Source organism: Candidatus Niyogibacteria bacterium CG10_big_fil_rev_8_21_14_0_10_46_36 (assembly GCA_002772995.1).
GTDB lineage: Bacteria > Patescibacteriota > Minisyncoccia > 1-14-0-10-42-19 > 1-14-0-10-42-19 > 1-14-0-10-46-36.
In genome coordinates this window covers 40,137-66,955 of sequence record PFCO01000001.1, presented here as the reverse complement: position 1 = coordinate 66,955, position 26,819 = coordinate 40,137, and the positions used below count along the sequence as shown (strand labels likewise).

34 protein-coding genes and 2 tRNA genes are annotated in these 26,819 nt (G+C 46.6%); 34 read left to right on the top strand and 2 right to left on the bottom strand.

Features of this window, described 5'->3' with window-relative positions:
- The first annotated feature begins 8 nt into the window (after window positions 1–8).
- The 3 genes from COU47_00380 (at window position 9) to COU47_00370 (ending at window position 3,530) form a co-directional block, all read left to right on the top strand.
- The gene (locus COU47_00380) at window positions 9–1,916 is read left to right on the top strand and encodes a molecular chaperone DnaK (GenBank protein ID PIR69881.1); all 1,908 of its coding nucleotides are present in this window, start codon (window positions 9–11) and stop codon (window positions 1,914–1,916) included.
- Window positions 1,917–1,918: 2 nt separating this feature from the next.
- On the top strand, window positions 1,919–2,986 hold the full coding sequence (dnaJ, locus tag COU47_00375; GenBank protein ID PIR69880.1) for a molecular chaperone DnaJ: 1,068 nt from the start codon (window positions 1,919–1,921) through the stop codon (window positions 2,984–2,986).
- A gap of 85 nt (window positions 2,987–3,071) precedes the next feature.
- Complete coding sequence (locus tag COU47_00370) at window positions 3,072–3,530, top strand: hypothetical protein (GenBank protein PIR69879.1); 459 nt, start codon at window positions 3,072–3,074, stop codon at window positions 3,528–3,530.
- A gap of 28 nt (window positions 3,531–3,558) precedes the next feature.
- Here COU47_00370 and COU47_00365 read toward each other — a convergent pair.
- Window positions 3,559–3,634, bottom strand: a tRNA-Lys gene (locus tag COU47_00365).
- A 150-nt stretch (window positions 3,635–3,784) separates the two neighbouring features.
- Here COU47_00365 and COU47_00360 point away from each other — a divergent pair.
- Both COU47_00360 and COU47_00355 read left to right on the top strand, forming a co-directional pair.
- Window positions 3,785–4,681 carry a mechanosensitive ion channel family protein gene (locus COU47_00360; GenBank protein PIR69878.1) on the top strand — a complete coding sequence of 299 codons (897 nt, stop codon included), beginning with the start codon at window positions 3,785–3,787 and terminating at the stop codon, window positions 4,679–4,681.
- Between the two features lie 6 nt (window positions 4,682–4,687).
- Window positions 4,688–5,320 carry a hypothetical protein gene (locus COU47_00355; protein ID PIR69877.1) on the top strand — a complete coding sequence of 211 codons (633 nt, stop codon included), beginning with the start codon at window positions 4,688–4,690 and terminating at the stop codon, window positions 5,318–5,320.
- A gap of 31 nt (window positions 5,321–5,351) precedes the next feature.
- On the opposite strand, the gene COU47_00350 is transcribed toward COU47_00355, so the two are convergent.
- Window positions 5,352–5,627 carry a hypothetical protein gene (locus COU47_00350; protein PIR69876.1) on the bottom strand — a complete coding sequence of 92 codons (276 nt, stop codon included), beginning with the start codon at window positions 5,625–5,627 and terminating at the stop codon, window positions 5,352–5,354.
- A gap of 114 nt (window positions 5,628–5,741) precedes the next feature.
- Between COU47_00350 and aspS the strand changes: the two genes are divergently transcribed.
- The 29 genes from aspS (at window position 5,742) to COU47_00205 (ending at window position 26,786) form a co-directional block, all read left to right on the top strand.
- On the top strand, window positions 5,742–7,151 hold the full coding sequence (gene aspS, locus COU47_00345) for an aspartate--tRNA ligase (GenBank protein PIR69875.1): 1,410 nt from the start codon (window positions 5,742–5,744) through the stop codon (window positions 7,149–7,151).
- A gap of 4 nt (window positions 7,152–7,155) precedes the next feature.
- A complete protein-coding gene (locus COU47_00340) occupies window positions 7,156–7,872 on the top strand; it encodes a hypothetical protein (protein PIR69874.1) in 717 nt (238 codons plus the stop codon).
- The gene (gene scpB / locus COU47_00335; protein ID PIR69873.1) at window positions 7,829–8,455 is read left to right on the top strand and encodes an SMC-Scp complex subunit ScpB; all 627 of its coding nucleotides are present in this window, start codon (window positions 7,829–7,831) and stop codon (window positions 8,453–8,455) included. Before COU47_00340 ends, scpB begins: the two co-directional genes overlap by 44 nt.
- Window positions 8,452–9,420 (top strand): hypothetical protein, encoded by a 969-nt coding sequence (locus tag COU47_00330; protein ID PIR69872.1) that lies wholly within the window; start codon window positions 8,452–8,454, stop codon window positions 9,418–9,420. The genes scpB and COU47_00330 overlap by 4 nt, the downstream gene beginning before the upstream one ends.
- 32 nt (window positions 9,421–9,452) lie before the next feature.
- Window positions 9,453–10,520 (top strand): hypothetical protein, encoded by a 1,068-nt coding sequence (locus tag COU47_00325; GenBank protein ID PIR69871.1) that lies wholly within the window; start codon window positions 9,453–9,455, stop codon window positions 10,518–10,520.
- Window positions 10,517–12,370 carry a hypothetical protein gene (locus COU47_00320; protein PIR69870.1) on the top strand — a complete coding sequence of 618 codons (1,854 nt, stop codon included), beginning with the start codon at window positions 10,517–10,519 and terminating at the stop codon, window positions 12,368–12,370. The genes COU47_00325 and COU47_00320 overlap by 4 nt, the downstream gene beginning before the upstream one ends.
- Window positions 12,371–12,550: 180 nt before the next feature.
- Window positions 12,551–13,048, top strand: a complete 498-nt coding sequence (locus COU47_00315) for a transcription elongation factor GreA (protein PIR69869.1) — start codon at window positions 12,551–12,553, stop codon at window positions 13,046–13,048.
- Between the two features lie 59 nt (window positions 13,049–13,107).
- Window positions 13,108–14,571 (top strand): lysine--tRNA ligase, encoded by a 1,464-nt coding sequence (lysS, locus tag COU47_00310; protein ID PIR69868.1) that lies wholly within the window; start codon window positions 13,108–13,110, stop codon window positions 14,569–14,571.
- Between the two features lie 435 nt (window positions 14,572–15,006).
- On the top strand, window positions 15,007–15,441 hold the full coding sequence (locus COU47_00305) for a cell division/cell wall cluster transcriptional repressor MraZ (protein ID PIR69867.1): 435 nt from the start codon (window positions 15,007–15,009) through the stop codon (window positions 15,439–15,441).
- 1 nt (window position 15,442) lies between these two features.
- Window positions 15,443–16,321 (top strand): 16S rRNA (cytosine(1402)-N(4))-methyltransferase, encoded by an 879-nt coding sequence (locus tag COU47_00300; protein PIR69866.1) that lies wholly within the window; start codon window positions 15,443–15,445, stop codon window positions 16,319–16,321.
- Window position 16,322: 1 nt separating this feature from the next.
- Window positions 16,323–16,628, top strand: coding sequence for a hypothetical protein (locus tag COU47_00295; protein PIR69865.1), 306 nt, complete (start codon window positions 16,323–16,325; stop codon window positions 16,626–16,628).
- A gap of 58 nt (window positions 16,629–16,686) precedes the next feature.
- The gene (locus tag COU47_00290) at window positions 16,687–18,384 is read left to right on the top strand and encodes a hypothetical protein (GenBank protein PIR69864.1); all 1,698 of its coding nucleotides are present in this window, start codon (window positions 16,687–16,689) and stop codon (window positions 18,382–18,384) included.
- A gap of 3 nt (window positions 18,385–18,387) precedes the next feature.
- Window positions 18,388–19,689, top strand: coding sequence for a hypothetical protein (locus tag COU47_00285; protein ID PIR69863.1), 1,302 nt, complete (start codon window positions 18,388–18,390; stop codon window positions 19,687–19,689).
- A gap of 3 nt (window positions 19,690–19,692) precedes the next feature.
- Window positions 19,693–20,151 (top strand): hypothetical protein, encoded by a 459-nt coding sequence (locus COU47_00280; protein ID PIR69862.1) that lies wholly within the window; start codon window positions 19,693–19,695, stop codon window positions 20,149–20,151.
- 2 nt (window positions 20,152–20,153) lie between these two features.
- Window positions 20,154–20,226: transfer RNA gene (locus COU47_00275), tRNA-Glu, on the top strand.
- A 184-nt stretch (window positions 20,227–20,410) separates the two neighbouring features.
- On the top strand, window positions 20,411–20,848 hold the full coding sequence (locus COU47_00270) for a peptidase M15 (GenBank protein PIR69861.1): 438 nt from the start codon (window positions 20,411–20,413) through the stop codon (window positions 20,846–20,848).
- Window positions 20,849–20,878: 30 nt separating this feature from the next.
- On the top strand, window positions 20,879–21,217 hold the full coding sequence (locus COU47_00265; protein ID PIR69860.1) for a hypothetical protein: 339 nt from the start codon (window positions 20,879–20,881) through the stop codon (window positions 21,215–21,217).
- A 46-nt stretch (window positions 21,218–21,263) separates the two neighbouring features.
- Complete coding sequence (locus tag COU47_00260; protein ID PIR69859.1) at window positions 21,264–21,524, top strand: endonuclease; 261 nt, start codon at window positions 21,264–21,266, stop codon at window positions 21,522–21,524.
- Between the two features lie 6 nt (window positions 21,525–21,530).
- Complete coding sequence (locus COU47_00255; GenBank protein ID PIR69858.1) at window positions 21,531–22,283, top strand: hypothetical protein; 753 nt, start codon at window positions 21,531–21,533, stop codon at window positions 22,281–22,283.
- Between the two features lie 126 nt (window positions 22,284–22,409).
- The gene (locus tag COU47_00250; protein PIR69857.1) at window positions 22,410–22,895 is read left to right on the top strand and encodes a hypothetical protein; all 486 of its coding nucleotides are present in this window, start codon (window positions 22,410–22,412) and stop codon (window positions 22,893–22,895) included.
- Between the two features lie 43 nt (window positions 22,896–22,938).
- The gene (locus COU47_00245) at window positions 22,939–23,271 is read left to right on the top strand and encodes a hypothetical protein (protein ID PIR69856.1); all 333 of its coding nucleotides are present in this window, start codon (window positions 22,939–22,941) and stop codon (window positions 23,269–23,271) included.
- Between the two features lie 101 nt (window positions 23,272–23,372).
- Entirely contained in the window at window positions 23,373–23,705 is a 333-nt protein-coding gene (locus COU47_00240; GenBank protein PIR69855.1) for a hypothetical protein, read from the top strand.
- Between the two features lie 3 nt (window positions 23,706–23,708).
- Window positions 23,709–24,230, top strand: a complete 522-nt coding sequence (locus COU47_00235) for a hypothetical protein (protein PIR69854.1) — start codon at window positions 23,709–23,711, stop codon at window positions 24,228–24,230.
- Between the two features lie 74 nt (window positions 24,231–24,304).
- Window positions 24,305–24,487, top strand: coding sequence for a hypothetical protein (locus COU47_00230; GenBank protein PIR69853.1), 183 nt, complete (start codon window positions 24,305–24,307; stop codon window positions 24,485–24,487).
- Complete coding sequence (locus COU47_00225) at window positions 24,487–25,092, top strand: hypothetical protein (GenBank protein ID PIR69852.1); 606 nt, start codon at window positions 24,487–24,489, stop codon at window positions 25,090–25,092. The genes COU47_00230 and COU47_00225 overlap by 1 nt, the downstream gene beginning before the upstream one ends.
- Window positions 25,093–25,102: 10 nt before the next feature.
- A complete protein-coding gene (gene msrB, locus COU47_00220) occupies window positions 25,103–25,519 on the top strand; it encodes a peptide-methionine (R)-S-oxide reductase (GenBank protein PIR70006.1) in 417 nt (138 codons plus the stop codon).
- Between the two features lie 26 nt (window positions 25,520–25,545).
- Window positions 25,546–25,920: a hypothetical protein gene (locus tag COU47_00215; GenBank protein ID PIR69851.1), complete on the top strand. Its 375-nt coding sequence runs from the start codon at window positions 25,546–25,548 to the stop codon at window positions 25,918–25,920.
- Between the two features lie 63 nt (window positions 25,921–25,983).
- On the top strand, window positions 25,984–26,262 hold the full coding sequence (locus tag COU47_00210; GenBank protein ID PIR69850.1) for a hypothetical protein: 279 nt from the start codon (window positions 25,984–25,986) through the stop codon (window positions 26,260–26,262).
- The gene (locus tag COU47_00205) at window positions 26,223–26,786 is read left to right on the top strand and encodes a hypothetical protein (GenBank protein ID PIR69849.1); all 564 of its coding nucleotides are present in this window, start codon (window positions 26,223–26,225) and stop codon (window positions 26,784–26,786) included. Before COU47_00210 ends, COU47_00205 begins: the two co-directional genes overlap by 40 nt.
- Window positions 26,787–26,819 lie beyond the last annotated feature (33 nt).

The following is a 26,819-nucleotide window of genomic DNA, read 5'->3' as shown; positions in this document are numbered from 1 at the left end:
ACAATACTATGGCAAAGATATTAGGAATTGACCTTGGGACAACCAACTCCGCAATGGCAGTGGTTGAGGGAGGAGAGCCCAAAATATTAGAAAGCACCGAAGGCGCGCGTACCACGCCGTCTATGGTCGCACTTTCAAAATCAAACGAACGGCTCGCAGGACTTCTTGCGAAGCGCCAAGCAGTAACCAACCCGCAGAATACAGTATATTCGGTAAAACGCTTTATTGGGCGGAAGTTTTCTGACCCGGAGGTGCAAAAAGATAAAAAACTCATGCCGTATGAAATGCGCGAATCAAGCGCGGGAGGGGTGGAGGTAAAGATGGGCGAAAAGTGGTACCGCCCGGAAGAGATGTCGGCAATGATACTCCAGAAGCTCAAGCATGACGCTGAAGCGAAACTTGGAGAAAAGATAGAAGAAGCAATCATCACGGTGCCTGCGTATTTTGACGATTCACAGCGCAAAGCTACAAAAGATGCGGGCGAAATTGCAGGGCTGAAAGTCCGTCGTATTCTGAACGAACCGACAGCGGCCGCTCTTGCGTATGGATTTAACAAGAAAAATGATGAGCAGATTGTAGTATATGACTTTGGGGGAGGGACATTTGATGTATCGGTGCTTGAGGTTTCAAACGACACAATAGAAGTAAAATCAACCGACGGTGATACACATCTCGGAGGTGATGATTTTGACCAGACGATAATTGAATGGCTTGTAGATGAATTCAAAAAGGATTCGGGTATTGATATTTCTAAAGATACCCTTGCGCTCCAGCGGCTAAAGGATGCTGCAGAAAAAGCAAAACACGAATTGTCTTCAACGCCGGAAACTGAAATAAATATTCCGTTTATTACATCAGATGCATCCGGTCCTAAGCATTTGCTTGTAAAACTTTCCCGTGCAAAATTTGAAGACCTTGTGGGCGAATATATTTCGCGCTCAATTGAGATTACGAAGCGCGCAGTGAAAGAAGCGGGCTTTGAGATTTCCCAAATTGACGAAATTATTCTTGTCGGCGGACAGACACGGATGCCTGCTATTCAGAGGGCCGTAAAGGAATTATTCGGCAAAGAGCCAAATAAGACCATTAATCCTGATGAGGTGGTTGCGGATGGTGCTGCGGTGCAAGCGGGGATTTTACAGGGAGATGTAAAAGATGTGCTGTTGCTTGATGTGACGCCTTTATCATTGGGGCTTGAAACGCTCGGGGGCGTTATGACGCGGCTTATTGAAAAAAATACTACCGTGCCGGTGGAGCGTACACAAGTATTTTCTACTGCAGCTGATAATCAGACATCGGTTGAGATTCATGTGCTCCAGGGAGAGCGTGAGATGGCAGGTGACAACAAAACGCTCGGACGGTTTATATTAGACGGCATTCCGCCGTCGCCCCGCGGCATCCCGCAGGTTGAAGTAAAATTCGACATTGATGCAAACGGTATTTTGAGCGTGTCTGCAAAAGATAAAGCGACCGGTAAAACTCAATCCGTGCGCATCGAGGGCTCAAGCGGGCTTTCAAAAGAAGAAGTAGAAAAGATGAAGAAGGACGCGGAAGCACATGCTGAAGAAGACAAGAAAAAGCGCGAGTCCATTGATGTCAAAAATGCTGCTGATACCCTTGTTTATTCTGCGGAGAAATCACTGCGTGATGCGGGGGATAAGGTAGAAGCAGGCGTGCGGGACGATGTGAATGCAAAGATAGAAACACTAAAGAAACTCAAAGAATCCGGCTCTAAGGAGGAGATAGAAAACGCGTCAAAAGAACTCTCTCAAGCACTTGCTAAAATTGGTGAAGTACTTTACAAGCAGGCCCAGGAAAAAGAGAAAGACGGTAATGCGGATACGGCGAGCGAGGGAGGCGTAAAAACGCATGATGTGGAGCATGAGGATGTCGATAAAAAAGACGAACAAAAATAAGTATGAGCGTTGATTATTATCAGGTTCTCGGCATAGAAAAGGGCGCCTCCAAAGACGACATCAAAAAGGCGTATCGGAAGCTTGCTCATAAATACCACCCGGACAAACAGGGGGGGGATGAGAAAAAATTCAAAGAAATAAGCGAAGCCTACTATGTGCTCTCGGATGATACACGTCGAACGCAATACGACCAGTACGGGCGTGCATTTAGCGGCGCGGGCAGGGGTTCGCAGGGATTTGACCCGAATTTCTGGCAGAATGCTGACTTTGGCGGACAGGACTTCGGTGGATTTTCAGATATTTTTGAGGGTATGTTCGGTTTTGGGGGCGGAGCGCGCAAGCGCCAGAAGCGTGGCCACGATATTTCAATAGATATTGAGCTCCCGTTTGAAGATTCAATATTCGGGGCTACGCGCACGATAGTACTCCGCAAGACCGGCGCATGCAAAATCTGCAAGGGTTCGGGTGCCGAAGAAGGCTCAAAAACAGAACAATGCAAAACCTGCAACGGATCAGGGTCGGTGCGCGAACAGCGCCAGACCTTTTTTGGCGCTGTGCATATGCTTCAGGAATGTAAAGAGTGCCAAGGAAAAGGAGCTATCCCCGATAAAAAGTGTAAAACCTGCGGAGGCGTAGGTATTGAAAAGCGCGAAGAAGAGATTACCGTTGTCGTTCCGCCCGGCATTGAGCATGGTGAGATGATACGGATGACAGGACAAGGCGAAGCAATTGCGAATGGCGCTCCGGGAGACCTGTATATCAAAGTGCACGTGCAAAGGCACGCGTTTTTAAAACGCCATGGCACAAATCTTATTATGGACCTCGAAGTCCCTATGACCGAAGCAGTGCTTGGCGGGGAGAAAGTGATAGAATCTATTGATGGTAAGATAAAAATAAAAATACCCGAAGGCATTGATTCGGGCGAAGTGCTCCGCGTGCGCGAGCGGGGCGTGCCGATGCAATCTGGCAAAAAGGGAGACCTGCTCATACGCGTGCTCGTGAAAAATCCAAAAAAACTTTCCCGTAAGGCAAAAAAACTCTTCGAAGAGTTACGGGAAGAGGGAGTGTGATATAAAAAAGCACATTAAAAAAGAAAAAATAGATTGGACAAAAGTATGCGTGTATACGCTTATAGGAGGCTCGCTCGTCTTTTTCTTGGCTATTTTTGGGGATGCATGGGGGTGTAATCCGCGTAATGTAATGGTAGAAACGTGCGGCGATGCACAAAAAATGACCTTTGTGGTTAAAGAAATGGTACGAGTAGATACTGTCGGTGGTTCCCAACACGCACTTACCGCGTATCAAAAGAAGGTTTTTGAAAGCAAGAAACGCATTTACCTTGTGAAAACCGTACGGACATTTAAGCTCGGAAGATTGTATTACGACGGGTTTTATATAGCATGTGATACTACCTTCTTCGGTGTTCCTTCCTTGGATGACGAGCGCATAATACGCATGTTTACCGGAGAGACCATCCAGCTCAATTTTGACCGCGTGTGCCTAAAAAACATTTTTTATTCCACAGGCATAGATACCTATAGAGAGGGCGGTAATAGATATATCTATTTAAACTACAGGCCGGTTTTAAATTTGAAATCCATAGCCATACAATAAAAAATCCCGCATTGCGGGATTTTTATATTTGTCCGCCCGGAAGGACTCGAACCTTCGACCCTCAGCTTAAAAGGCTGCTGCTCTACCAACTGAGCTACGGGCGGATGTTTCCTCATTATGCCAAATTTTACAGGATTTTCAAGGGGGAGTGCGCGGTTTTGATAAATATCTGTTTCATTTTATACTATACATATAACTCTTCATTTGTTATAGTTTTCCGAGATATCCGTTTTTAAAAAGGAGGAAGCGCAATCTTGGGACATTCTCTTATTTACACAACTCTTATGGATTTTTCAATTTTGATTAGTGATGTTGTTGGACCGTGGTTTTTTGAGCACGGTGTCCGCCTGATATTTATTGTCGTGGTGCTTTTTGCGGCACAGAAAATAGTGCGGATTGCGATACGGAAAGCCGTTGAAGGATACACCCAGCACGCCTATAAATCGCGCGATAGTAAAGCCCAGACGAAGCGCAGAGAAACGCTCGCAGGGGTGTTTTCTTCGGCAATAAAAGTGGCTATATGGATATTTGGAGGGATTATGATTCTTTCGGAGCTCGGTGTAGACACGGGTCCTCTCATTGCGGGCGCAGGCATTGCGGGCATTGCATTAGGATTTGGCGGACAATGGCTTATTAAGGATATTATCGCGGGATTTTTTATTATCCTTGAGGATCAATACCGAAAAGGTGATGTGGTTAAAATCGCAGGGGTATCCGGGGAGGTGCAAGAGATAAATTTGCGCCACACTATATTGCGCGACCTGGATGGCGTGGAACATCATGTGCCGAACGGAACAATATCAACTGCATCCAACATGACCAAGTTTGAATCGCGGGTGCATCTGGATATCGGGATTTCTTACAGCGCGCGCGTTGATGATGTTATCGCGGTTTTGAATGAAATAGGGCAGGATATGGCAAAAGACGAGGCGTGGGGGGAGAAATTCAGAAAACCGATAGAAGCGCTGGGGGTCAGTGAATTTGCAGATTCTTCGGTCATTATCAAACTGCTTGGAGAAACAAGACCTGGAGAACAGTGGGCGGTTGCGCGGGAGTATCGCCGCCGGGTAAAAAATGTATTTGATGAACGGGGGATTGAGATTCCATTTCCACAGCGAGTCATCCATATACAGGGAGGGCAAAACAGTTAATCCTGTATGAGTATAGTGTATACAATTATACAGCGGTTCTTGTGGCTTATTGCCAAGCCGCTGTTTTTATTTAGCAATGTTGAAGTACACGATCCGCATCGGGTGCTTGCTACGATGCATCCGCCTGTAGTCTTTGCTTCTACCCACAAAGGCATCTTGGATAAGGTCTACATATTGATGCAATTCCCATTTTTTCATCCCATATTCCCGGTTCGTTTCATGGTAGAAACTAAGCAATTCAAAACTCCACTTCTGGAGTTCTTCCGCAAGATTCGTGCGCTTTCCGTCATATTCAAGCTGGCAGGAGCATTCCCATCGGGCAGAGGCTTGGGGGTTGAGCATGCGACCGACCTGCCTGTTTTGCTTGCAAAAAAAGGTTACTCTATCTTTGTTTTTCCGGAAGGCGAACGGATATTTGAGGATACCGTGGGGAAATTTTATCGGGGAGCAGCCGCCATAGCCATAAAAGCAGGCATACCGATTGTACCTATTTCATTCCGTCCGCAAACGCAAAACGGAAAAAAAAAGATAGTTATCCGTTTTGGGAGGCCGTTTTCGCTTGGGAGTGGGACATCGTACGAAGTGGGCACGGAAATGCTCCGCGAAAAAATAAAAGTGCTTTATTTTGAGGGTGAATAAAAAGAAAGGACTCCGTTTGATAGGAGTCCTTTTAGATGAATGAGGCATGAGGGAAATAGTTTGATGCTACGATTTTCCAGCAATGCTCACAAGACGCAAACCATCCGCCATCGCTCGTCCGTCTTGTTGCTAGTAATTCTTTTGGCAGAGAGGCGGTGGGATGGGAGAATTCAAGAAGCCACTTCTTAATGGGCTCATCTATTTCCGGATTTTCCATTCTTTTCCTCCAACAATCCGGGCAGATGTCATCGCCATCTTCATTTGTCATCCATCCCTGGAGGTCTCTTTTAAATTGAGCAAGACCCATAACATAACCTCCTTTTTAATTTTTTAAAATTATATCATTTTCTCATATTTTGTCAATATTTCTATGATATTTTGTTCTTGCTCAACGCCTCAAAATACCATAGTATAAAGGGATATTATGAGGACTCTCATCAACCAAACTCCGGAACATGCAGGCAAAAAGGTGACCCTTTTCGGCTGGGTTTCGGTTAGGCGCGATCACGGCAAGCTTATTTTTATTGACCTTCGTGATATGTCGGGGACGGTGCAGGTAGTGTTTAATCCCAAGAAGGATGCGCTTTTGAAAGTTGCAGACACCCTGCGCCCCGAGTGGGTTATCCGTCTTGAGGGTGAAGTGAAAAAGCGCCCCGAGGGCATGATAAATAAAGATATGCCGACGGGAAGTGTTGAGATAAATGCAACAGCGCTTGAAGTGCTTTCGCAGGCGGCAACGCCGCCCTTTGCGCTTGATTCTGATGGCAAGGATATCGGTGAAGAACATCGTCTTGCATATCGTTATTTGGATTTACGGCGCGAGCGTCTCCAGAAAAATATCCGCGCGCGCGCGGCGGTCCATTTACTCATTCGCAACATGTTGGCAGAGAAAGGATTTACCGACATAGAAACGCCGTATCTTACACGCTCTACTCCCGAGGGCGCGCGCGATTATGTTGTGCCATCCCGGTTGCAAAAGGGTTCGTTTTACGCCCTCCCGCAAAGTCCTCAACAATATAAACAGCTTTTGATGGTTGCGGGATTTGAAAAATATTTCCAGATTGTACGGTGTTTCCGCGATGAAGATACGCGCGGTGACCGCCAGCCCGAATTTACCCAACTTGATATAGAGATGAGTTTTGCGTCAGAGGAGGATATCATCGGTCTTGCGAAAGAAATTTGCGAAACAGTAGTCAAAGAATTGTACCCCACAAAGAAGCTGTCCAAGCCGTCGTTCCGGCATCTTACCTACGAAGAATCGATGAAAGAATACAAAAGCGACCATCCTGATCTGCGCAAAGATAAGGATGACCCGGACGAACTTGCGTTTGCTATCATTACGGATTTTCCGATGTTTGAAAAACTTCAAGACGGGTCATGGTCGTCAGTCCACCACCCGTTTACCTTACCGAAGCTTAAGGACGGCGGAGACGCGTTTCAGGCGCTAAAAGAAGGAAGAGATTTTGGGGATTTTTTGGCGCATCAATACGATGTAGTGCTTAATGGAAGCGAAATAGCAGGAGGGTCGCTTCGTATTTATGAACCTGAATTTTTGCAGACGGTGTTTGAACGGCTGGGACATGACAAAGAAATTTTTGGCGATCAATTTAAGCATATGCTTGATGCGTTCTCATATGGCGCGCCTCCGCACGGCGGCATTGCGTTCGGTTTGGACCGCTTTCATACAATCCTTCAGAACGAGTCGTCTATCCGCGAAGTGATGGCATTCCCAAAGACTGGGGACGGCAGAGACCTCATGATGCGCGCACCTGCTCCGTTATCTGAAGAACAATTACGAGAACTCGGGCTTCGTATTGAAAAGGATAAATAGTGCTATGATATTTCATATTAAAACACAAACATTTGAGGGTCCGTTGGATATGCTTCTCACCATGATAGAGGAGCGTACGCTTTCTATAAGCGAAGTCTCTCTTGCTGATATTGCGGGGGAGTACCTTGCTCATATAAAAGAACTCCCACATCTTCCTGAGCGCGAAGTGTCGCAGTTCTTGGTTATCGCGGCAACATTAATGCTCATCAAATCACGCTCGCTTCTCCCGCAGCTTGAAATAGATAAAGAAGAAGAAGCAGACATAGAAGAACTACAAGAACGGCTCCGGCAGCTGAAGATGTTCCGTGAGCTGGGGGCCAACCTCACGAAACTTGCAGGGCGGCACAAACATATGTATTCCCGGAACACTACATACGATTTTGAGGTGGGGTTTTTCCCGCCCGAAGGGTTTGTGTTTTCTAATATTCTTGAAGCAGCCGAATCAATCGTTTCGCGCTTGCCGAAAGAAGATCCGCTTCCCGAACGCATTCTTGAACGCATTGTAACGCTTGAGGAAAAAATAGAAGAATTAACAGAGCGCATACGGAAAAATCCAAAAGCGCTTTTCGGCGCGCTTACCGATAAAAAAAACAAGACCGATGTTATTGTCAGCTTTCTTGCGCTTCTTGAGCTGTTTAAGGACGGCATAATCGTTGCTGAACAAAAGGGCTTATTCCATGATATCCATGTACATCATGCAGAAACTGGCGAAAACAATTGAATCGCTCCTGTTTGTGTTGGGAGAAGCAACAAGCATTAAGCGGCTCGCGACATTGACTGGTGCTTCCGTTGAGGATGTCAGCAAAGCGGTTGAGGAACTGAATGCCGCGCTCCAAGACAGGGGAATACGGCTGGTATTTACCGGAGACGCGGTAAGTTTGGTGACTGCGCCTGAATCTTCAAAAGAGGTATCTGAAGTTATGAAGGAAGAATTTTCGGGTGACTTAAGTAAGGCGGCTACCGAGACACTTGCGATAATCGTATACAAAGGACCTGTGTCCCGCCCCGATGTTGATTATATCCGCGGAGTGAACTCGAGCTTTACACTCCGCAATCTTCTTGTGCGTGGGCTGGTAGAACGCGTTCCGAACCCAGGTGACGCCCGTTCGTACTTGTACAAACCTTCGCTTGACCTCTTAAAATATTTCGGCATTTCGCGGATAGAAGATGTGCCCGAATACGAGCGCGTCAAAGAGGAATTGTCGCGTCATGGAGCGGAAGATGAGGAAGGCCACATCAAAGCCGAAACAGATGAATCAGCGCCGCCACCTGAGGATGCGCCAAGGGCAGATGAACAATTATGAGAACATTTTTCGCTACATTGATAGGAGTGTTATTGGCGGGCTTCATTTTGCAAGCCCCTTTTGATCGTTTGAAGCAGGGTGGCGCCTCCAGCAACACTGCGGCAGTGACGCAGGCAGACAGCGTTACCCTTGAGAAAGAACGGGCGCAGAAGATATTTAACGCCATCTCAATCAAAGCGAAGGGGGTAATCGTTGAAGAATATCCTTCAGGAAAGGTTCTTTTTGCAAAAGATGAAAGAGCTGTTTACCCGCTCGCAAGTATTGCAAAGCTGATGACTGCGCTCGCGCTTCAGGATGTGGAGGAGCGCAAAACATCGCCGTTTCCGCTTGTAGTGTCCATAACGGAAGCCGCAGTCCGTGAAGAGGGAGATAATGGGCTTCTCGTCGGGGAAAAGTTTTATTTTGATGATTTGATGGATATCATGCTCGTGCAGTCATCTAATGATGCAGCGCACGCACTTGCCGCGTTTGCGGGGAGCATGTTCTATCAAGGAGAGATTGATGAGGATGCGTCTCTCTCCGTATTTTTGCAGTATATGAATACGAAAAAAGAGGAACTCGGACTTTCTGATCTCGGGTTTTTAAATGTAACCGGTTTAGATATAGACGAAGAAAATAAAGAACCGGGAGCGTGGGGAAGCGCTGCAAGTATCGCTCGTCTCCTTCGTATTCTTATCACCCAGCATCCGTTCATGCTAGAGCGCACTCAGAGAGACAGTATTACCATTTCTTCGTCGGACATGGCGCATACATTCCAGAATAGCAACACATCGGCAGCTTTCTTGCCAGGGCTCCGCGCATCGAAAACAGGGTATACTGATGCTGCGGGTGGAAACCTTGCAGTTGCCATGGATGTCGGTTTTGGGCGCACGATTATTATTGTTGTTCTCGGTTCAAGTTTTGACGGCCGCTTTTCAGATGTGGAGTCGCTCTATCAGGGAGCACTCGAATATTACCGGGAATAATGGCGCATGCGATATAATAAAAAGTAACAAGTATGATTCTTAATGTATTAAAAGTATTCGGCCTTACGACACTTGCATTCTTTATCGGGATACTTGTAACGCCGATACTGTCTCATTACTTATATAAATACAAATTATGGCGCAAAGAGGTGCGTCAGTTTGCACCCGACGGCGCGCCAACACCGATATTCGCGCGTCTTCATGCAGAACGGGAGCGCAATGTTCCGCGCATGGGCGGGATACTCGTATGGGGCGTTGTGCTTTTTGTAAGTCTTGTTTTTTTTGTGCTTTCGGTTTTATTCCCACAGTCGTGGCTGTTAGATAAATTGAATTTTGTAAGCAGGACACAGACATGGCTCCCGCTTTTTACCCTGGTTGCTGCGTCTCTGGTGGGGCTTGCGGACGATATATTCCAGGTGTTCGGGCGTGGCAAGTATATTGCAGGCGGCATCCGTTTCACCCGCCGTTTAGCGCTTATTGTGCTTATAGCCGCAATTGGTGCATATTGGTTTTATGTAAAGCTTGATGTTTCGTCGCTGTTTGTGCCGTTTGTGGGGGAGCTTAGCTTAGGGATTCTCTTTCCTGTGGTATTTGTATTTGTGATGATTGCTACATTTTCAGGCGGGGTTATCGACGGGCTTGATGGTCTTGCCGCGGGTACTTTGGCGGCTTCTTTTGCGGCACTTGGTGGCATAGCATTCTTTCAAAATCAGATAGACATAGCGGCATTCACAGGGGTTCTTGTGGGCGCCTTGCTTGCTTTTTTATGGTTCAATATACCACCTGCGCGTTTCTATCTGGGAGAGACGGGCATGATGGGCCTTTCAACTGTGCTTACCGTTATCGCGTTTCTTACGAAAAGCGTTCTTCTGCTTCCGCTTATAGCGTTTCCTCTTGTTGTTGCTGCGCTTTCCTCCGCACTGCAGCTTTTATGGAGACGGGCGTTTGGACGAAAGCTTTTTTTGGTAGCGCCAATTCATCATTATTTTGAAGCAAAGGGATGGCCCGCGCATAAGGTCACTATGCGGTTTTGGGTGGTGGGCATCGTGTGCGCGCTTATCGGCATGGTCATTGTGCTTATTGGGAAGGCAGGAGTATGATGTTTGCAAAAAAGAGAAAAAAAACGCTTGAACTGTCTCCTGATGAAATTTTTCTTGATTCAAAAAATCTTCCTGGATTTGATCGTAATCAAATGGAAGGGCGGCTCGTTATGCTGTTAAGCAGGCGTGTCGCGCTTTTTGTTTTTCTGTTCTTTGCGATAATTTCGTTCATCATGCTTGGCAAGTTGTGGAATCTCCAGATAAGCCATGGTGCAACATTCCGGGAGCGTGCGTTCTTCAACAGTTTCGATAAGCATGTTTTATCTCCCGAACGGGGGATTATTTATGACAGAAACGGTGAAGAGCTCGCATGGAATGAGGCTCGTTTTAAAATAGTTATTGATGCAGACAAAAAAGATGCGCTTGAACAAATTCCTGACGCGCTTCGTGTGCAATTCTTCCCCAAATTTTCATTTGATGCGTTTGAAAAAGCATCTGATGCGCCAGCTGTCATTATTGATGATCTTTCATGGGAGAGCGCGGAACGGTTTATCGAAGCCTTTCCTGCAGTGCCATTCCGTATAGAAGCCTCCTCTGCCCGCACCTATACTGACCGAAGTGGCTTTTCGCATCTGCTTGGATATGTGGGTCGTTCAAGCGATGAGCCGAGCAGTGCTACAAAATCGGGCAAAACCGGTGTAGAAAAGTATTATGATTTATTATTGCGGGGAGTGGATGGTGTGCGTTTGGTTGAGACGGATGCAAAAAATAACATTGTTTCCGAGAGTCTTCAGCAAGAGGCAGAAAACGGGGAGGCGCTAACGCTTACTATTGATGCCGACGCGCAATCAAAATTATATTCTGCGATTGGCGATGTTGTAGAACAGTACGGTTTCCATGGCGGGGCAGGGGTGGTAGTGGATGTGCGTACGGGAGAAATACTTGCGATGACCAGCTATCCTGAATTCAATCTGAATAATTTTTCTCACGGAATCTCACAGGAGGAATTTTCACGGCTGAATAACGATCCGCATGCGCCATTTTTTGCTAGAGTATTTAACGGTACTTATATCCCGGGGTCTATCTTTAAGCCTATTGTAGCGCTCGCCGCGCTTGATAAGGGGATTATTTCTCCGGAAAAAGAGATATTCAGCTCCGGGAGCATTTCTGTGCCAAATCCGTATTTCCCTGACCAGCCGAGTATATTTCGTGACTGGAAAGCGCATGGCTGGGTTGACATGGTTCGCGCCATCGCCGTTTCATCGGATGTGTATTTCTATACAATCGGGGGCGGATACGGTAATCAGGAAGGCATTGGTGCGAGTGCTATTGAGCGATACGCAAAACTCTTCGGGTTTGGAGAACCTGTATTTTCAGGCATTGATGAGGCAAGAGGCATGGTTCCGTCGCCGGAACATGCTGAAGAGTGGAGAATAGGAGATACATATCACTTCAGTATAGGGCAGAATAACTTGCAAGTGACACCGATACAGGTAGCACGCTTTGTTTCTATGCTTGCTGAACATGGGAAAGTCCCTGATCTTCACTTTGTGGAAGAACCCGATGAAGCACGCTCAGTTGTCACTGCGTACCCGCTGCCTGATGTCGTCGTTCTGGATGAGGACTTTTCTATCATCCAGGAGGGGATGGCGCTTGCGGCAAAGCCCGGGGGCACGGCTCAAGCTCTTGCAGGGCTTGGTGTTGATTTCGGTGCAAAAACGGGGACGGCAGAGATTGGAAATGGCAGAGTGAATTCGTGGATTATGGGATACGCTCCCCTTAATGATCCGCATGTTGCGATGACGGTTGTATTAGAGAGCGGAAGCGAGACTAATTTGGTCGGAGCAGCGTCTGTCTCAAGGACATTTATGCAGTGGTTCATCCAGCACATGCCGGAATATGTAAAATAATAGGAACGCACTGAAAAAGGCAGGGCACTTATTCACAGTTTCCAGTTGACCTTCGGGGGCAGGGAACATAAAATCAAGAACATAAAACTTTATCATCTTTCCCGCGCGTACTACAGCATGCACGGGGTGTCTACGGGGGGGGCTTGACAAAAGTTTCCGCATGCGTATAATAGAGTGCTTATGGAGATACTTTCAGACAATCAAAAGGAAGACAGCAACTTCGAATACTTAAGCGAAGCAGGGTTTAAGCGGCTCAAACAAGAGCTCGAAAATTTGCGCACCGAAAAACGGCAAGAGATAGCAAAACGCTTAGAATACGCAAAAAGCCTTGGGGATCTATCCGAAAACTCCGAATATGCCGAAGCAAAGACCATGCAGGAAAATAACGAAGCCCGCATCGCGGAACTTGAAGATAAATTAAGCCGCACAGTGCTTATCCAAAAGGCGGTATCTACTTTTGATGTCGCTATTGGGTCGACTATTGTCGTAAAGCGTCATGATACCGGGGCAACTCTGGAATACACGGTTGTGGGGTCAGAAGAAGCAGATCCGGTCTCCCGCAAGATATCAAACGAATCGCCTATGGGGCGCGCATTTTTGGGCGCCAAAAAAGGCCAAACAGTAAAAGTGTCCACCCCCGGAGGGGCGGTGGATTACACCGTCGTTGATATTGTATAATGAATATACTCTTGCAGCTCTGCAGTAGCGGTTAACGGCGCAAGTTAATTGTTTTTCGCATGTCTTCTCTTGAAGAAATCCGCGACTCGCGTCTTCAGAAGCGCGAGTCAATCATACAATCGGGGCGCTCTCCATACCCGCGGGACGGAGAGCTGTTTGTATCCCTCGAAACACTTCGGGACTCTTTTGCTAAATATAAAAAAAGCAAAAAAATAAGCATTGCAGGACGCATTGTCGCATTCCGTGAACATGGGAAATCATTTTTTGCGGATCTCTATGACGGCACGGGGACATTCCAGATATTCGGTAAGCTTGATGAGATGAAGAAGGGGGAGTTCGCTCGTTTTATGGAAACGGCAGATATCGGAGACATTATTGCCGTCGAAGGAACGGCGTTTATCACAAAAAAGAAAGAAAAAAGCATACTTTGTGCGTCGTGGATTATGCTCTCAAAATCTATTCGCCCATTGCCTGAAAAGTGGCATGGACTCCAGGATGTTGAGGAGCGTTTTCGAAAACGGTATCTTGATCTTTTGATGAACAAAGAAGTCCGTGCGCGTTTTTCTATGCGCTCAGATATTATTGGATCGTTGCGTCGGCTTTTGGATAAGGATGGATTTATGGAGGTGGAAACACCCCTTTTGCATCCTGTCGCAGGAGGAGCGCTCGCACGGCCGTTTGTTACGCACCACGGAGCGCTTGACCATGATTTTTATCTTCGCATAGCGCCGGAGCTATACTTGAAGCGCTTGCTTGTGGGTGGGATACCCAAGGTCTATGAAATAGGGCGCAATTTCCGGAACGAGGGGATAGACATGACGCATAACCCCGAATTTACCATGCTTGAGCTGTATGAAGCGTTCAAAAACGCTTCATCCCACATGGTATTTCTTGAAACTCTTTTTAAGAGTCTTGTAAAACAGGCACACAAAGGAGCACCGTTTGTATATGGGGAAGAAAAGATATCATTCACGAAAAAATTTGAACGAGTATCATTTGCAGAAACACTGAAGCGTTTCGCGCTTATTCCTGATTATGATGCTATTTCAGAAAATGAGCTTGGACTCCGTGCGCGCCAATTAGGGGTAGACAGCAAAGGAGAAAAAACAAAAGGAAAGATTGCCGACGAGATATTCAAAAAAGTATGCCGCCCGAAGATTATCCAGCCAACATTTATTGTAGACATCCCGCAAGACATCTCTCCGCTTGCAAAAGCGTATCCCGACAAAAAAAGCATTGCTGACCGGTACCTATTGATTATCGGGGGGCTTGAGATTGCAAATGGTTTCTCAGAATTAAACGATCCCATAGAACAAGAAAAGCGATTCCGCGCGCAAGAGGCTGCGCTGTCCGCAGGAGACGACGAGGTGACCCGGATGGATGAAGAATTTTTAGAGGCTCTTGAGTACGGCATGCCGCCGGCAGCAGGTCTTGGTATTGGTATTGATAGGCTAGTGATGCTCTTTACTGACCAGCGCAATATCAGAGAGGTGGTGCTTTTCCCGACGCTGCGCCCGCGATAACATATTTATACAAAAAGAAAAAACCTCCCGGAATATTCCGGAAGGTTTTTCGTATTGAGAACAGGTTAAATTTTCCCTGTAATGATGAAAAGTAGCCAAGCTATACTTGCGACCAATGCTCCTGCGATAAAGCCGGAGAGGGAGGATGCAATAACGGTTCCAAGCTTGAACCGATACCGTGTGTTTTCGCGCGAGATAAAATCGTCTTTTATCGGCATATAGATGCTATTAGTTGGTAATACCTCTATTATACTCCTTTATTATTGAGGTTTTGCTGCTATAGAGCTTGCTGTGGATAACTATGGTTGTGAAATATATTGATGTGGTATAAAATTATATTAAAGTGGTAGATTGTGGAAAAACCTGTGGATAATGTTAATAACTCAAAAAACCCTTTAATAGAGCCTATTTTTTAGGGGAAAGATAGCGATTTTTATGCTTATTGGAGAATTCCAGCACACATTAGACGTCAAAAGGCGCGTAGCGCTCCCTTCAAAATTCAGGAAGGAGCTCGGGAAGAAGGCGATTATCACCCGCGGGCTTGATCGCTGCCTTTTCGTCTACTCGGGAAAAGAATGGGCGGAAGTTGCGGAAAAACTTGCGGAACTCCCCACGGGACAGGCTGATACCAGAAATTTCGTACGGCTGTTTTTAGCGGGGGCATCGGAGACATCCACCGATGCGCTTGGACGAATATTAATTCCGGATTACTTGAAAGAGTATGCCGGACTTAGCACAAAGGTAGTCATTACGGGCGTGTATAAGCGCCTTGAGATATGGGATGAGAGCCGATGGAATGAATACAGATCAAATATAGAAAAGCAGACGGATGTGCTTGCCGAGAAGCTGGGAGAGATAGGTGCGTATTAATATGGAGCACGTATCAGTTTTTTTACAAGAAGTCATAGACATATTAGAACCACAGAAAAGAGCACGCATTATTGATGGGACGCTTGATGGGGGAGGACACGCAAGAGCAATCCTTGATCTACTGCCGAAGCGCGGAGTGTATGTGGGGATTGATCAAGACCAGGACATGGTCGCGCGGGCGCGGGTCCGTATGAAAGGGGACGAACGCTTTCATGCGGTGTATGGTAATTTTTCCCGTCTGGAAGAGCTTGCGTCGCCTGTTATCAAAAAAGCGGACGGCATTTTATTTGATCTTGGTATGAGTTCCATTCAGCTAGAAGACTCGGGAAGGGGATTTTCTTTCCGGAAAGATGAGCCGCTCGATATGCGCTATGACATTCATGGTTCGTTTACTGCAGAGAACGCGGTGAACTCCTGGAACGAGGAAAAGCTTACGGAAGTATTAAAAACGTACGGAGAAGAACGCTTTGCGCGGCGTATCGCGAAACGAATAGTTGAAGCTCGCGCGAAGTCTCCGATACATACGACGCTCAACCTTGTTGCCATTGTGGAATCAGCTATCCCGAAACGGTTTCACTCAAAACGGATACACCCTGCAACGAAAACATTTCAGGCGTTGCGTATTGCAGTGAACGATGAACTGCGTGCACTCGAAGAAGGTCTTGCGGACGCGAAACGGATGATTGCAGTACATGGAAGAATTTTGGTTATTACGTTCCATTCGCTTGAAGACCGCATTGCCAAGCATACATTCCGGGCATGGGCAAAGGACGATGATTTCATTCTCCATACAAAAAAACCAATATTGCCACGCGAAGAAGAGATACAAAAAAACCCACGCGCGCGTTCGGCAAAATTACGCGTTATAGAAAAAAGATAACATGCAAAGAACCTATATTTCATTCCATACACGATTTATATTCTGGACAAGCATAACGGCCACAGCATGCTTACTTGTGCTATATATGTTTTTCATGTACTTGTCCGTACATATGTCATATGCGCTCGATCACGCAGAAGACAGGATAGTCGCGCAAGAACAAACATTCCAGAAAGAACAGCAGCGGTATATCACTGCGCTTGAGTCATTTCATATTTCCGAGGAGCTTGCATCCGATGGCTTCAGCAAAATTACGTCACCCGTGTTTCTCTCCCGTACATCAAGCGTTGCGTTCCAGGGCCAATGATGGTGGCCAGCCTATCTCTTAAACCATGTTTTGATACAGGTAAACAGGGTATACTAATATGATGAAAAGCATCAGAGGACGCCTTGTTATCGTTACTGTTGCATTGACCATATTTGCCGTAGCGCTTGTGGTCAAGCTTTTTTTTATACAAGTCATTTCTGCCGATTACTACCAGTCTCTTGCTGAGCGCCAACAGGTTGCTTCTCAAGAGCTCTCTCCAAGGAGAGGCGAGGTATATGTTCATGACGGCGATAGCACGATTACCGTTGCTACCACCCGAAGCGGTTGGCTTCTGTACGCAGACGCCCGTAAAATTGAAGACGCAGAAGAAACATACGGCCGTCTTAGTATGGAGCTCAATAAGGTTTTATTACATATAGATAAGGAGCGTTTTTTTGCTATCGCTCAAAAACGCGATGACCCGTTCGAAATACTCATTCCACGGATTGAAGATGATGTTGCCGCAGAGATGGACGTTAAAGAGATCCCCGGTATAGGGCTTTTGTCCCGTGAGTGGCGTTATTATCCGCTTGGAGAATTTGCTTCTCATGTGATTGGATTTTTTGGGTTCGGAAGCGACGGGAAAGAGGCAGGTCAATACGGCATTGAACGGTTTTACGACAACGAACTCCAGGGGAAGCGGGGAATTCAGGAGGGCATCGCATCTTCCGGCGGTACCTTTTTAAATATCGGCAAAAGCATTTTTCTTCCTCCGCGTGAAGGGGATGATATTACGCTCACTATTGAATACGAAGTCCAGCAGATGCTTGAACGCGCGATGGACGATGTGGTGCAAAAATTCAGTCCGGAAACCGCAGGGGGTGTTATTATTGACCCAAAAACCGGAAAGATACTCGCGATGGCCGCGCGCAGTAACTTTAATCCGAATGCGTACGCAGGGGCAGATATCGCAAGCTTCTTAAATCCACTTGTTTCGTCCATTTACGAACTTGGGTCTATCTTTAAGCCGCTCACGGTTGCCGCAGCGCTCGATGCGGGCGTTGTGACCCCTGAAACCGAATATGTTGATTATGGGTTCATAGAGATAGATGGCGCGAAGATATCAAATTACGACGGGAAGGCGAGAGGAAGGACAAATATTCAGGGCGTGCTGAATGAGTCGCTCAATACCGGAGCTGTCTTTGTGGGGCAGCAGATTGGAAAAGAAAAATTCCTTGATTATTTTGAGCGGTATGGATTCGATACAAAGACCGATATTGATTTGCCGTTTGAAACGGTAGGCGATATCTCAAATCTCGAAACGAACCGCGACATTGAGTATGCGGCGGCATCGTTCGGGCAGGGTATAGCGGTGACTCCTATTGAGTTCGTTCGGGCAGCTTCTGCGCTTGCGAACGGCGGGTATCTTGTAACTCCGCACATCATAGAAGGGGCAGAGGAGGATTTGCGTCCGCCAAAGCAGATATTATCCGCGGAAGCCTCGCATACTATTTCACGGATGCTCACTACGGTTGTTGATAAGGCGCTTCTTGGAGGCGGGCAGGGGCCGGAACACTATAGCGTTGCCGCGAAGACCGGAACGGCTCAGGTTGCCAATATAGGTGCGCGCGGATACTCTGGTAGATTTCTTCATTCGTTTTTCGGGTATGCGCCATCATTTGACCCAGAATTCCTTATTTTTTTGTTTACGCAGGACCCGAAGGGCGTGCAGTACGCCTCACATTCGCTCGGCCCTGCATTTTTAGATTTAACTTCGTCACTCTTGTATTATTATGAAGTTCCGCCGGACAGATAACCTATGAAACCATTATTCAAACATATCGTTATACGAATACTTGCGTGGGAGGCAAAAAAAATATTGCAGAAATATTCGCCTGAAATCATCGCAGTTACCGGAAGCGTCGGTAAGACATCCGCGAAGGATGCCATTTTTGAAGTGCTCAAAGGCAGGGGAGGTGTCCGCAAAAGCGAGAAAAGTTATAACAGCGAACTCGGCATGCCGCTTACGGTCATCGGCAAGGAAAGCGCATGGTATTCTTTTTTCGGGTGGGCATCCATTCTTTTTGCAGGTCTTTCATTAATTCTCTTTAGAGATAAGGCATACCCGACAACATTGGTCATGGAGGCAGGAGCCGATAAGCCAAACGATATCAGCGGGTTTATTACGGCGGCAAAACCTGATATTGCGGTGGTGACTGCGATAGGAGAGGTCCCGGTGCATGTCGAATTCTTTTCAGGACCCGAGGCGGTCGCCCGGGAAAAAGCAAAATTGCTCCAGCCTCTTACCAGTACCGATACCGCGGTGTTGAACTATGATGATGCGGCGGTGCTTGATATGCACGAGAAAACGCGCGCTCATGTAATTACCTTCGGTTTTGGAGAAGACGCGCATGTCCGTGCGGAGCATTATCATATTATGTACGCAAAAGAAGGGACGAAAGAGCGCCCCGAGGGCATCGCATTTAAAGTTGCCTATAAAGGAAAAAATATTCCGGTACGGATATTCGGAGCGTTCGGCAAACAGCAGGTGTACGCAGCACTCGCTGCGATTTCGGTAGGTATCGCGCGCGATATGAATCTTATTGACATTGTTTCATCAATACAGCATTACAGTGCGCCGCCCGGGAGGCTTAAGCTCATCCGCGGAGAAAAAGATTCGTGGATATTAGATGATACATACAACGCTTCGCCGCACGCGATGCATGCAGCACTCGAAGTACTCCAGGACATTCCTGCAGAGCGGAAGATTGCGGTGCTTGGCGATATGCTTGAGTTGGGGAAATTTACGGAACACGCGCACCGTGCTGTTGCTAGGCATCTAAAAGGAGTGTCTATACTTATGACAGTCGGGAGGCGTGCCGCCTTCATCGCCGATGAGGCGCGAAAAATCAGTTTTTCTCCGGAGCATATCTTTGAATTTGACCGCTCGGTTGATGCTGCGCGTATATTGGAACGCGAACTCAGACAGGGCGATCTTGTGCTTATAAAAGGTTCCCAATCAATGCGGATGGAGCGTGCCGTTGAAGAGATTATGGCAGAACCCAAAAAGGCAGAAAAGCTTCTGGTGCGGCAAAGCAAAATATGGAAAAATAAAGAATAAGATATGTTTGAGAGTATGCATCCAGTATATTTTTATTCTGCGGTAGTAGTTATCGCAATTTTTGTGATAACATTTGTTTCTCACATCCCGTTCTATTTTCTTATGCGTAAGCGCATGCGGGAGATGCAGACGCTTGCCCAAGAGTTCCGCCTTTCGTTTACAAGCGCTTTCCCGCATTTTTGGGCGGTGCTTTTTTTATATTTTTTCCGCGATCTAAAGATTAACCGCATTGAGGGCACGATAGCAGGGCGCCATGTATCCGTGTATGATGTGTACCACTTTAACTTGATACAGATATATAAATATTACGAACGCGAAACAGTGATGGAAGTAGACGGGAAAACGCTTAAGGAGGGCTATAAGAATTTTTCTCTCGCACGCACATCATTGACATCAATAGAAGAACTGCATAAAATCTTCAAAGGCCTTAAACAAAGCGAAAGCCCATTTGAAGAGGAATAATTGCTCCCATCGTCTAGTGGCCTAGGACATCAGGTTCTCATCCTGAAAACCGGGGTTCGATTCCCCGTGGGAGCGTTTGAGCGAAGCGAAAACGATCACAAGCAAAGCAATTGATTGCTTTGCGGCGGGGATCGAAAGCCGTAGGCATGTCGCGAAGCGACGGCCGAGGCGGGGTCGCGGAAACCCCGCGATTCAATTTATTTTTTATGGAAGAAAAGAGCGGGGTTATGTGTGACCGATTCCCCGTGGGAGCGTTTTCATGAACAACGACACAGAAGCTGATATCTCATTACTCAAACCAAAAGTGCGGGCATTAGCCGTGCGGTTGATAGAAGAATGCAACAAGCAGGGATTTTCTATTATGGTATCGCGCGGTTTTCGGAGCACGGAACAGCAAGATAAATATTATGCTCAAGGCAGGACAAAGCCGGGTAAGATAATTACGAATGCCCGGGGCGGTTTTTCGTTCCATAATTTTGGCGTTGCGTTCGATATCCGGCCGGTACTTGATGCCGAAAACGAACATAAACGCGAAGCATTTTACCGCAAAGCAGGAGAGATGGGCATGGCTTTGGGGCTTGAATGGGGCGGCGCCTGGACCACATTCGTGGACCCCCCGCATTTTCAATACACGGCCGGATACTCAATTGAAGACTTTCGGAACAATGCTGTAGACTGGAGTAAGTTTGAGGCTTAGTGTTGTATAAATTTTTGCTATACTAAATACATGGACACAACATATATTTATTTCTTGTTGTACATTATAGGCATCGTTACATTTGGTGTGCTCGTTATGGTTTTGGGGAGCGTCCACGAAAAGAAAACAATAGGCGCTCACAATGGTTTTTCTCCGATAAACCAAAAGAAGCGCGAGGAGCTGGAGTCAGCAAAAGCAAAAATAATTCTGCTTTTGAAAGATAAAAAACAGATAACTAACAATGATGTAGAGGTGCTCTTAGGCGTGTCTGATGCAACTGCAACCCGGTATCTTCAAAGTCTGGAGGAGGAAGAAAAAATACGGCAGCAAGGGACAGAAGGACGTTCGGTTATTTACACCTTTAAATAGATTTATAATAAACGGCTCACACCCCGTATGAGCCGTTTATTTTTGTATGTATTATCTCTATATCCTCCGGTGTTCGGACGGAACGCTTTATACCGGCATTACTACCGACCTCGTCCGCAGGCTTAAGGAGCACAATTCTTCCCACATGGGTGCAAAGTATACGCAGGGGAGGCGTCCGGTGCGGCTTGTGTACTCCAAAAAATTCCGCACGCGCGCCACGGCATCACGCGCGGAGGCGGGTATGAAGGCTCTATCCCGGGACGGGAAACTGAATATTATAAGAAAGCAGAGAAAGGTGATACAATAGACAGACATGTCGGAATACTACAACGCAAAACGAACGCGGAATCTCTACAATCCGGAAGATAAAAAACCGTTCAAGATAAGCCGGTCAAAGATTGACCTCTTTTTTGAATGTCCGCGCTGTTTTTATCTGGATCGCAGGCTCGGGGTAGGGCGGCCGCCGGGGTTTCCATTTGCGATAAACAGCGCGGTAGACTTTTTGCTCAAAAAGGAATTTGATATTCATCGTACAAAAAATACCAAGCATCCGCTTATAGAAAAATACGGCGTTGACGCAATTCCCGTTGCGCATGAGCAGTTAGATGAATGGCGCGAGAATTTTAAAGGCATCCAGTTCTATCATGAGCCGACGAATCTTATTATCACCGGCGCTATAGATGATCTGTGGCAGAATTCAAAGGGGGAGTATATTGTGGTGGATTATAAAGCGACCAGCAAGGATGAAGAGATAACCGAACTCAACAAACCATGGCAAGATGGCTACAAACGGCAGATGGAAGTATATCAGTGGCTATTGCGCAAAAATGGGCATCCCGTATCGGATACCGGGTACTTTGTGTATTGTAACGGCCGTACTGATAAAGAAGCGTTTGACGGCAAGATAGAATTTGATATAACTCTTATCGCGCACAAAGGGAATGACAGCTGGGTAGAGCCGACCATACAAGAATTGCACCAGTGCCTTATTGCAGACGAAACTCCTGATTCAAAACCGGTATGCGACTATTGCGCATATGCCGACGCGCGCGGAGAAGCACTGTAAGATATAACCTACTGCATAGAAACAAAAGCACCCCCTTGGGTGCTTTTATGATTTCTTGACTTTTCTTTAAAAATATGGTAGTATTTGCGCTATCAAAGTACCTTAATAAAGGAGGAATAAGTGCTTATGAAAGGCCTGACAAAAGGATTGGTAGTGGTAGTTTTGCTGGTGGTAGGCTTTGCAATGATTCATTCTTCCCGCTCGCCAAAGAGTTCTTTGGGGAGCGTTTCGGATCCGGACCTTATACAACGAAGGTATGCGGTTCCGCACCCCGATTCGTTTACTGAATGTCAGCGAGTTCCGTTTCTGGTTGAACGCCCCGGTGTCATTTACAAATATGAATGTAATGAGGGGGAGTATCTGAAGGACCCAAGGAGCGATGAAGTATTGGCAATGACATGGTATGAGAGAGGGGGGTGGTATTCCGCTCTTCGTACCGGCGAAGATTCGTTTTATGTAGGCGGGCGCGGAGAACGGCTTTATTATTATCCAAGTGAGGAGCTCGTTTCTTCAGACACGGAGATAGTCATGGTGCATGTATCAATATCGTTTTGCAAAAAAGAAGGTCCATGCCACCACGAAGTATCCATAGATTTCCCAATCTACGAATAATAAAGCGTCGCCGCAAGCCATAAAGGATACAAGGAGAATAATCATGGAATCACAGGTTGAAAGTGCAAGCTTCCAGGGAGAATACGCAGAACAAACAGACTCGGCTAAAGCGTATGCGGAATGCTTGTTGCGCCTTTTAGAAGAACCGTACCCCACGACAAGAATGTGGTGCGATTCGGTGAGTAATGCAGCTCTGGAGTTTATCCGGGTGGTGGGGAGTTCAGGAGATGAGCAGCATAAGAGCCTTGTATTTTCATTGCGTTCCATAACCAGGTCGCTTACAAAGCCTTTTAATGGTGTTGTTACTTGGCATCTGGCGGTGGATGACGAGGCGGAAAGAGTTGTAGAGTACTTAAAAGAATTTCTCGGAAGATGAATAAAAAAACCCGCGTGATGAATGTGTCGCGCGGGTTTTTTATCCCCATTTTCTTACGAATATAATGCAGAAAGCTATGAATGATTTGGTATAATAGTACCATGACATTCATCAACGAATCGGGCCAAAATAATGAAAACCCCGCTGATTTGAGCGGTGTACCGCCCGTAAGCGGAGGCAGTACAGATACCACAAAGAAGGGTCCCGACCAGCTTTTTTATACTAAACCCAAAGGAGCGGCGGGGTGGCTTCTACAGTATTCTGGGGGACTGATAAAGAACGAAATGCAGGCGAATTACGCTATGATAGGGTTTGCTGTCATTGCGTTGGCAATTTCATTTTTTGTTGTTTTTAGTGGGAGGCAGAAGCAGGAACTCTTTACTCCCGGAGCGGAGGCACCTCCTGCCGAAGTTATAGCACCTGCAAATTTTTAACCTATGGATAAAAGAGGATTTACATTAGTAGAATTGTTAGTTGTGATAGCGATTATCGGGATACTCGCAAGCGTTGTTTTGGCGAGCGTTGCGAGTGCGCGCGCGAGAGGCAGAGATGCACGCCGGCTTTCTGATATGAAGCAGATACAAATAGCACTGGAGCTCTATTATGGTGATAATGCCGCATATCCCGGGAATACGGACAACGATTGCGGCGGGTGGGACGCCGGGTTTAATGGAGGTCAGGGGAGCGGAGACGCATTTGTAACTCCGCTTGAGACCGCGGGCGCAATTGTGGATACTCCGGGAGATCCGGTAGGAACTTCCAATTGCGGAGGATATGCGTATTTCCGTTATAACGCAGGCTCCTATGGATGTGATGCGGGCCGCGGAGCGTATTTTGTGTTAGGGGTGCGCGACATGGAGACGAGTGCGGGGGCACATCCGGATAGCCCCGGCTGGAGTTGTCCCAGTCGCGATTGGCAAGCAGAATTTGACTGGGTGACCGGAAAATTTGAACGGTAATAATTCCTGCTCTGTGTGAAATACACGGGGCTTTTGTTATAATAAAAGTTATTATTCATCTATTGTCATATTCCATGGCAACGAACTCCTCAAAACACCATCATCGTAAAGGTTTGATCCGTGGGCGCATTCAGGTGTTTAATCCGCGCAATAAGCGCTGGACAAAGATTGATACCGAAACCCACGAATTTATTGACCAATACAGCCGTCGCTGGAAAGCATTCAAGAGCATAAAGAAAGTCGGAAAAAAAGTATAATGGAAGAGCAGCAGTTGCAGAAAAAAACATATCCGCCTCCAATGTGGGCGCGTAATACTTCTCCACTCACACGGAGACTCCTTTTTATAGTGGCGGGGGTATTGCTGGTTGCAGGGCTCGCGTTTGCCGGCTACTCAATATGGAAGGGGGGTAGCGGAGAAGATGATATTGTTTTCTGTACACAAGACGCAATGCTTTGTCCTGATGGGTCGTATGTCGGACGTACCGGCCCTAATTGTGAATTTGCGCCTTGTCCCGAAAGAAAGGAGCAAGAGGGGTTGTTCAAAACATCAGGAACGGTGTATGGCAAAGTGTCTATTGGCCCATTGTGTCCGGTAGAACCGTGTAAAAATCCGCCGGATGTATACTCTGCGCAAACGCTTGTTTTTGCGCCCTCGGGCGGCGGGCGTCCGGTTGATGAGCCATTTTATGCGCCACTTTCTCCCGATGGTTCATATTCTATAGACCTCCCCGAGAGCAATTACTCGGTCTCTCTTCTTGGGTGCAGCTATCTCGGGTGTGGTGCCGTTTTTCCAAAAGAAGTTTTTGTACAGGCGAACAAAACAGTAGAATTAAATATTGATATAGATACGGGTATTAGATAGCCTTATGTATATGAAAAAGACCGAAGAAGAATGGAAAAAGGAATTAACGCCCGAAGAATACGAGGTGCTACGAAAAAGGGGCACAGAAGTGCCGTTTACGGGCAAGTTTGTGCACGAAAAAAGCGAGGGGATGTATTTGTGCAAAGCATGCGGAGCCCCTCTTTTTTCTTCAGATGCAAAGTTTGAATCGGGCACTGGGTGGCCTAGTTTTTATGATGTAGCATCAAGCGATGCGGTGGAATTAAAACGCGACACAAGCCACGGAATGGAACGCACCGAAGTTGTTTGCAAAACATGCGGCTCGCACCTGGGGCATCTATTTGATGATGGTCCTGTAAAAACCCCCAAAGGCAAAACATGCACTGGAAAACGCTACTGTATCAATTCAGTTGCATTAGACTTAAAAAAAGAAGAGAATAAGAAATAGAACTTTGAGATATACGGGGGCAGTACATGGACAACGAAGCAGAGAAAGACAGTCTGTCTTTAGCGAAAAAGAAGCTTGAAGCAGGGCCGTCATGTGTGTCAGAGGCAGGGGTGTTTGCCTTGATTGCATGCGCAGAAATTCTTCAAAGAATTGAAGAAAAAATCGATACCGGAAACAAAAAAATAGAAGAACGCTTAGCGCAGATGGTGAAAAGTAGGAACAAGGATTACGCTGCTATGTGGGAACGGCTCGGCCAGATAACCGAACGGGTGAATGGCTTGGGCGCGGGCGAAGTTGTGGTGGCGGCACAAGAAGAAAAATCGAAAAACCCAGAACATGAGTATGAATACGATTTTCTTGCAGATCAGATAGACCCGCAAGATGAGATATTGCTTCCATAGCAACAAACCTCGCAATGCGGGGTTTTTATTTAACATACGGCCGTATTCTTATATACTATATATATGCTTTTAGAATTTTATGGGAACGAATGCCCGCATTGCGTGCGTATGGCGCCGCTGGTAGAACGCCTCAAACAGGAAGAAGGGATAACGGTGGAGCAATTTGAGGTGTGGCACGATGACGATAATTCAATAAAAATGGATGAATATGATACTGGCCTTTGCGGGGGAGTGCCGTTTTTCTTTAATACTGAAACAAAGGAATTTATCTGCGGGTCGACTTCATATGAGGATTTGTGTGCATGGGCGAAAGGAGAAAAACGCCCTCAACGCTCCGGATAATTATGAGATGGGCAGTACTTGTTGCGGTTATCATTTTTGATATAGCGGTTGCGGTATATTTGTTCAGCGACCGATCTGCAGAGCAGCAGTCCCCCGAAATGCATCTGTCTGAGATAGCCGGCGACCTATTGCTTATTGATTATGGGAGCTACAAAGCAGATCTTTCCGTATTCCAAAATCAGCCTATGGTCATTAATTCGTGGGCATCGTGGTGTTCTTTTTGCAAAGAAGAATTGCCGGCCTTTGTGGAAGTGCAAAAAGAATTCGGACAGGTCCGTTTTATTGCAATCAACCGGCAAGAATCAATAGAAACCGCAAAGCACTATACCGATGAATTAGGCGTAACGGATGGCCTCATTTTTCTTATTGACACGCCTGATTCATTTTATAAAGCAATCGGGGGGTTTACTATGCCCGAAACTATCTTTGTGGACAGAGCCGGCACCGTTGTCTTTCATAAACGCGGGCACATGACTGTGGATGAAATCCGTGAACAAACGCAAAAAATAATAGATAATGAGTAGGTATTGTTCTTATCACATAACATACATAGGAGG

Excerpts from the sequence above, each read along its gene's own strand:
- COU47_00300 (PIR69866.1), top strand. The coding sequence starts at position 15,443 with ATGGAGCACGTATCAGTTTTTTTACAAGAAGTCATAGACATATTAGAA.
- msrB (PIR70006.1), top strand. The coding sequence starts at position 25,103 with ATGAAAAAGACCGAAGAAGAATGGAAAAAGGAATTAACGCCCGAAGAA.
- COU47_00230 (PIR69853.1), top strand. The coding sequence starts at position 24,305 with ATGGCAACGAACTCCTCAAAACACCATCATCGTAAAGGTTTGATCCGT.
- COU47_00215 (PIR69851.1), top strand. The coding sequence starts at position 25,546 with ATGGACAACGAAGCAGAGAAAGACAGTCTGTCTTTAGCGAAAAAGAAG.
- COU47_00320 (PIR69870.1), top strand. The coding sequence starts at position 10,517 with ATGATGTTTGCAAAAAAGAGAAAAAAAACGCTTGAACTGTCTCCTGAT.
- COU47_00295 (PIR69865.1), top strand. The coding sequence starts at position 16,323 with ATGCAAAGAACCTATATTTCATTCCATACACGATTTATATTCTGGACA.
- COU47_00250 (PIR69857.1), top strand. The coding sequence starts at position 22,410 with ATGAAAGGCCTGACAAAAGGATTGGTAGTGGTAGTTTTGCTGGTGGTA.
- COU47_00265 (PIR69860.1), top strand. The coding sequence starts at position 20,879 with ATGGACACAACATATATTTATTTCTTGTTGTACATTATAGGCATCGTT.
- COU47_00235 (PIR69854.1), top strand. The coding sequence starts at position 23,709 with ATGGATAAAAGAGGATTTACATTAGTAGAATTGTTAGTTGTGATAGCG.
- COU47_00225 (PIR69852.1), top strand. The coding sequence starts at position 24,487 with ATGGAAGAGCAGCAGTTGCAGAAAAAAACATATCCGCCTCCAATGTGG.
- COU47_00285 (PIR69863.1), top strand. The coding sequence starts at position 18,388 with ATGAAACCATTATTCAAACATATCGTTATACGAATACTTGCGTGGGAG.
- COU47_00290 (PIR69864.1), top strand. The coding sequence starts at position 16,687 with ATGATGAAAAGCATCAGAGGACGCCTTGTTATCGTTACTGTTGCATTG.
- dnaJ (PIR69880.1), top strand. The coding sequence starts at position 1,919 with ATGAGCGTTGATTATTATCAGGTTCTCGGCATAGAAAAGGGCGCCTCC.
- COU47_00260 (PIR69859.1), top strand. The coding sequence starts at position 21,264 with ATGTATTATCTCTATATCCTCCGGTGTTCGGACGGAACGCTTTATACC.
- COU47_00270 (PIR69861.1), top strand. The coding sequence starts at position 20,411 with ATGAACAACGACACAGAAGCTGATATCTCATTACTCAAACCAAAAGTG.
- scpB (PIR69873.1), top strand. The coding sequence starts at position 7,829 with ATGATATCCATGTACATCATGCAGAAACTGGCGAAAACAATTGAATCG.
- COU47_00325 (PIR69871.1), top strand. The coding sequence starts at position 9,453 with ATGATTCTTAATGTATTAAAAGTATTCGGCCTTACGACACTTGCATTC.
- COU47_00315 (PIR69869.1), top strand. The coding sequence starts at position 12,551 with ATGGAGATACTTTCAGACAATCAAAAGGAAGACAGCAACTTCGAATAC.
- COU47_00355 (PIR69877.1), top strand. The coding sequence starts at position 4,688 with ATGAGTATAGTGTATACAATTATACAGCGGTTCTTGTGGCTTATTGCC.
- COU47_00380 (PIR69881.1), top strand. The coding sequence starts at position 9 with ATGGCAAAGATATTAGGAATTGACCTTGGGACAACCAACTCCGCAATG.
- COU47_00240 (PIR69855.1), top strand. The coding sequence starts at position 23,373 with ATGACATTCATCAACGAATCGGGCCAAAATAATGAAAACCCCGCTGAT.
- lysS (PIR69868.1), top strand. The coding sequence starts at position 13,108 with ATGTCTTCTCTTGAAGAAATCCGCGACTCGCGTCTTCAGAAGCGCGAG.
- COU47_00330 (PIR69872.1), top strand. The coding sequence starts at position 8,452 with ATGAGAACATTTTTCGCTACATTGATAGGAGTGTTATTGGCGGGCTTC.
- COU47_00340 (PIR69874.1), top strand. The coding sequence starts at position 7,156 with ATGATATTTCATATTAAAACACAAACATTTGAGGGTCCGTTGGATATG.
- COU47_00255 (PIR69858.1), top strand. The coding sequence starts at position 21,531 with ATGTCGGAATACTACAACGCAAAACGAACGCGGAATCTCTACAATCCG.
- COU47_00205 (PIR69849.1), top strand. The coding sequence starts at position 26,223 with ATGGGCGAAAGGAGAAAAACGCCCTCAACGCTCCGGATAATTATGAGA.
- COU47_00350 (PIR69876.1), bottom strand. The coding sequence starts at position 5,627 with ATGGGTCTTGCTCAATTTAAAAGAGACCTCCAGGGATGGATGACAAAT.
- COU47_00305 (PIR69867.1), top strand. The coding sequence starts at position 15,007 with ATGCTTATTGGAGAATTCCAGCACACATTAGACGTCAAAAGGCGCGTA.
- COU47_00245 (PIR69856.1), top strand. The coding sequence starts at position 22,939 with ATGGAATCACAGGTTGAAAGTGCAAGCTTCCAGGGAGAATACGCAGAA.
- COU47_00280 (PIR69862.1), top strand. The coding sequence starts at position 19,693 with ATGTTTGAGAGTATGCATCCAGTATATTTTTATTCTGCGGTAGTAGTT.
- COU47_00210 (PIR69850.1), top strand. The coding sequence starts at position 25,984 with ATGCTTTTAGAATTTTATGGGAACGAATGCCCGCATTGCGTGCGTATG.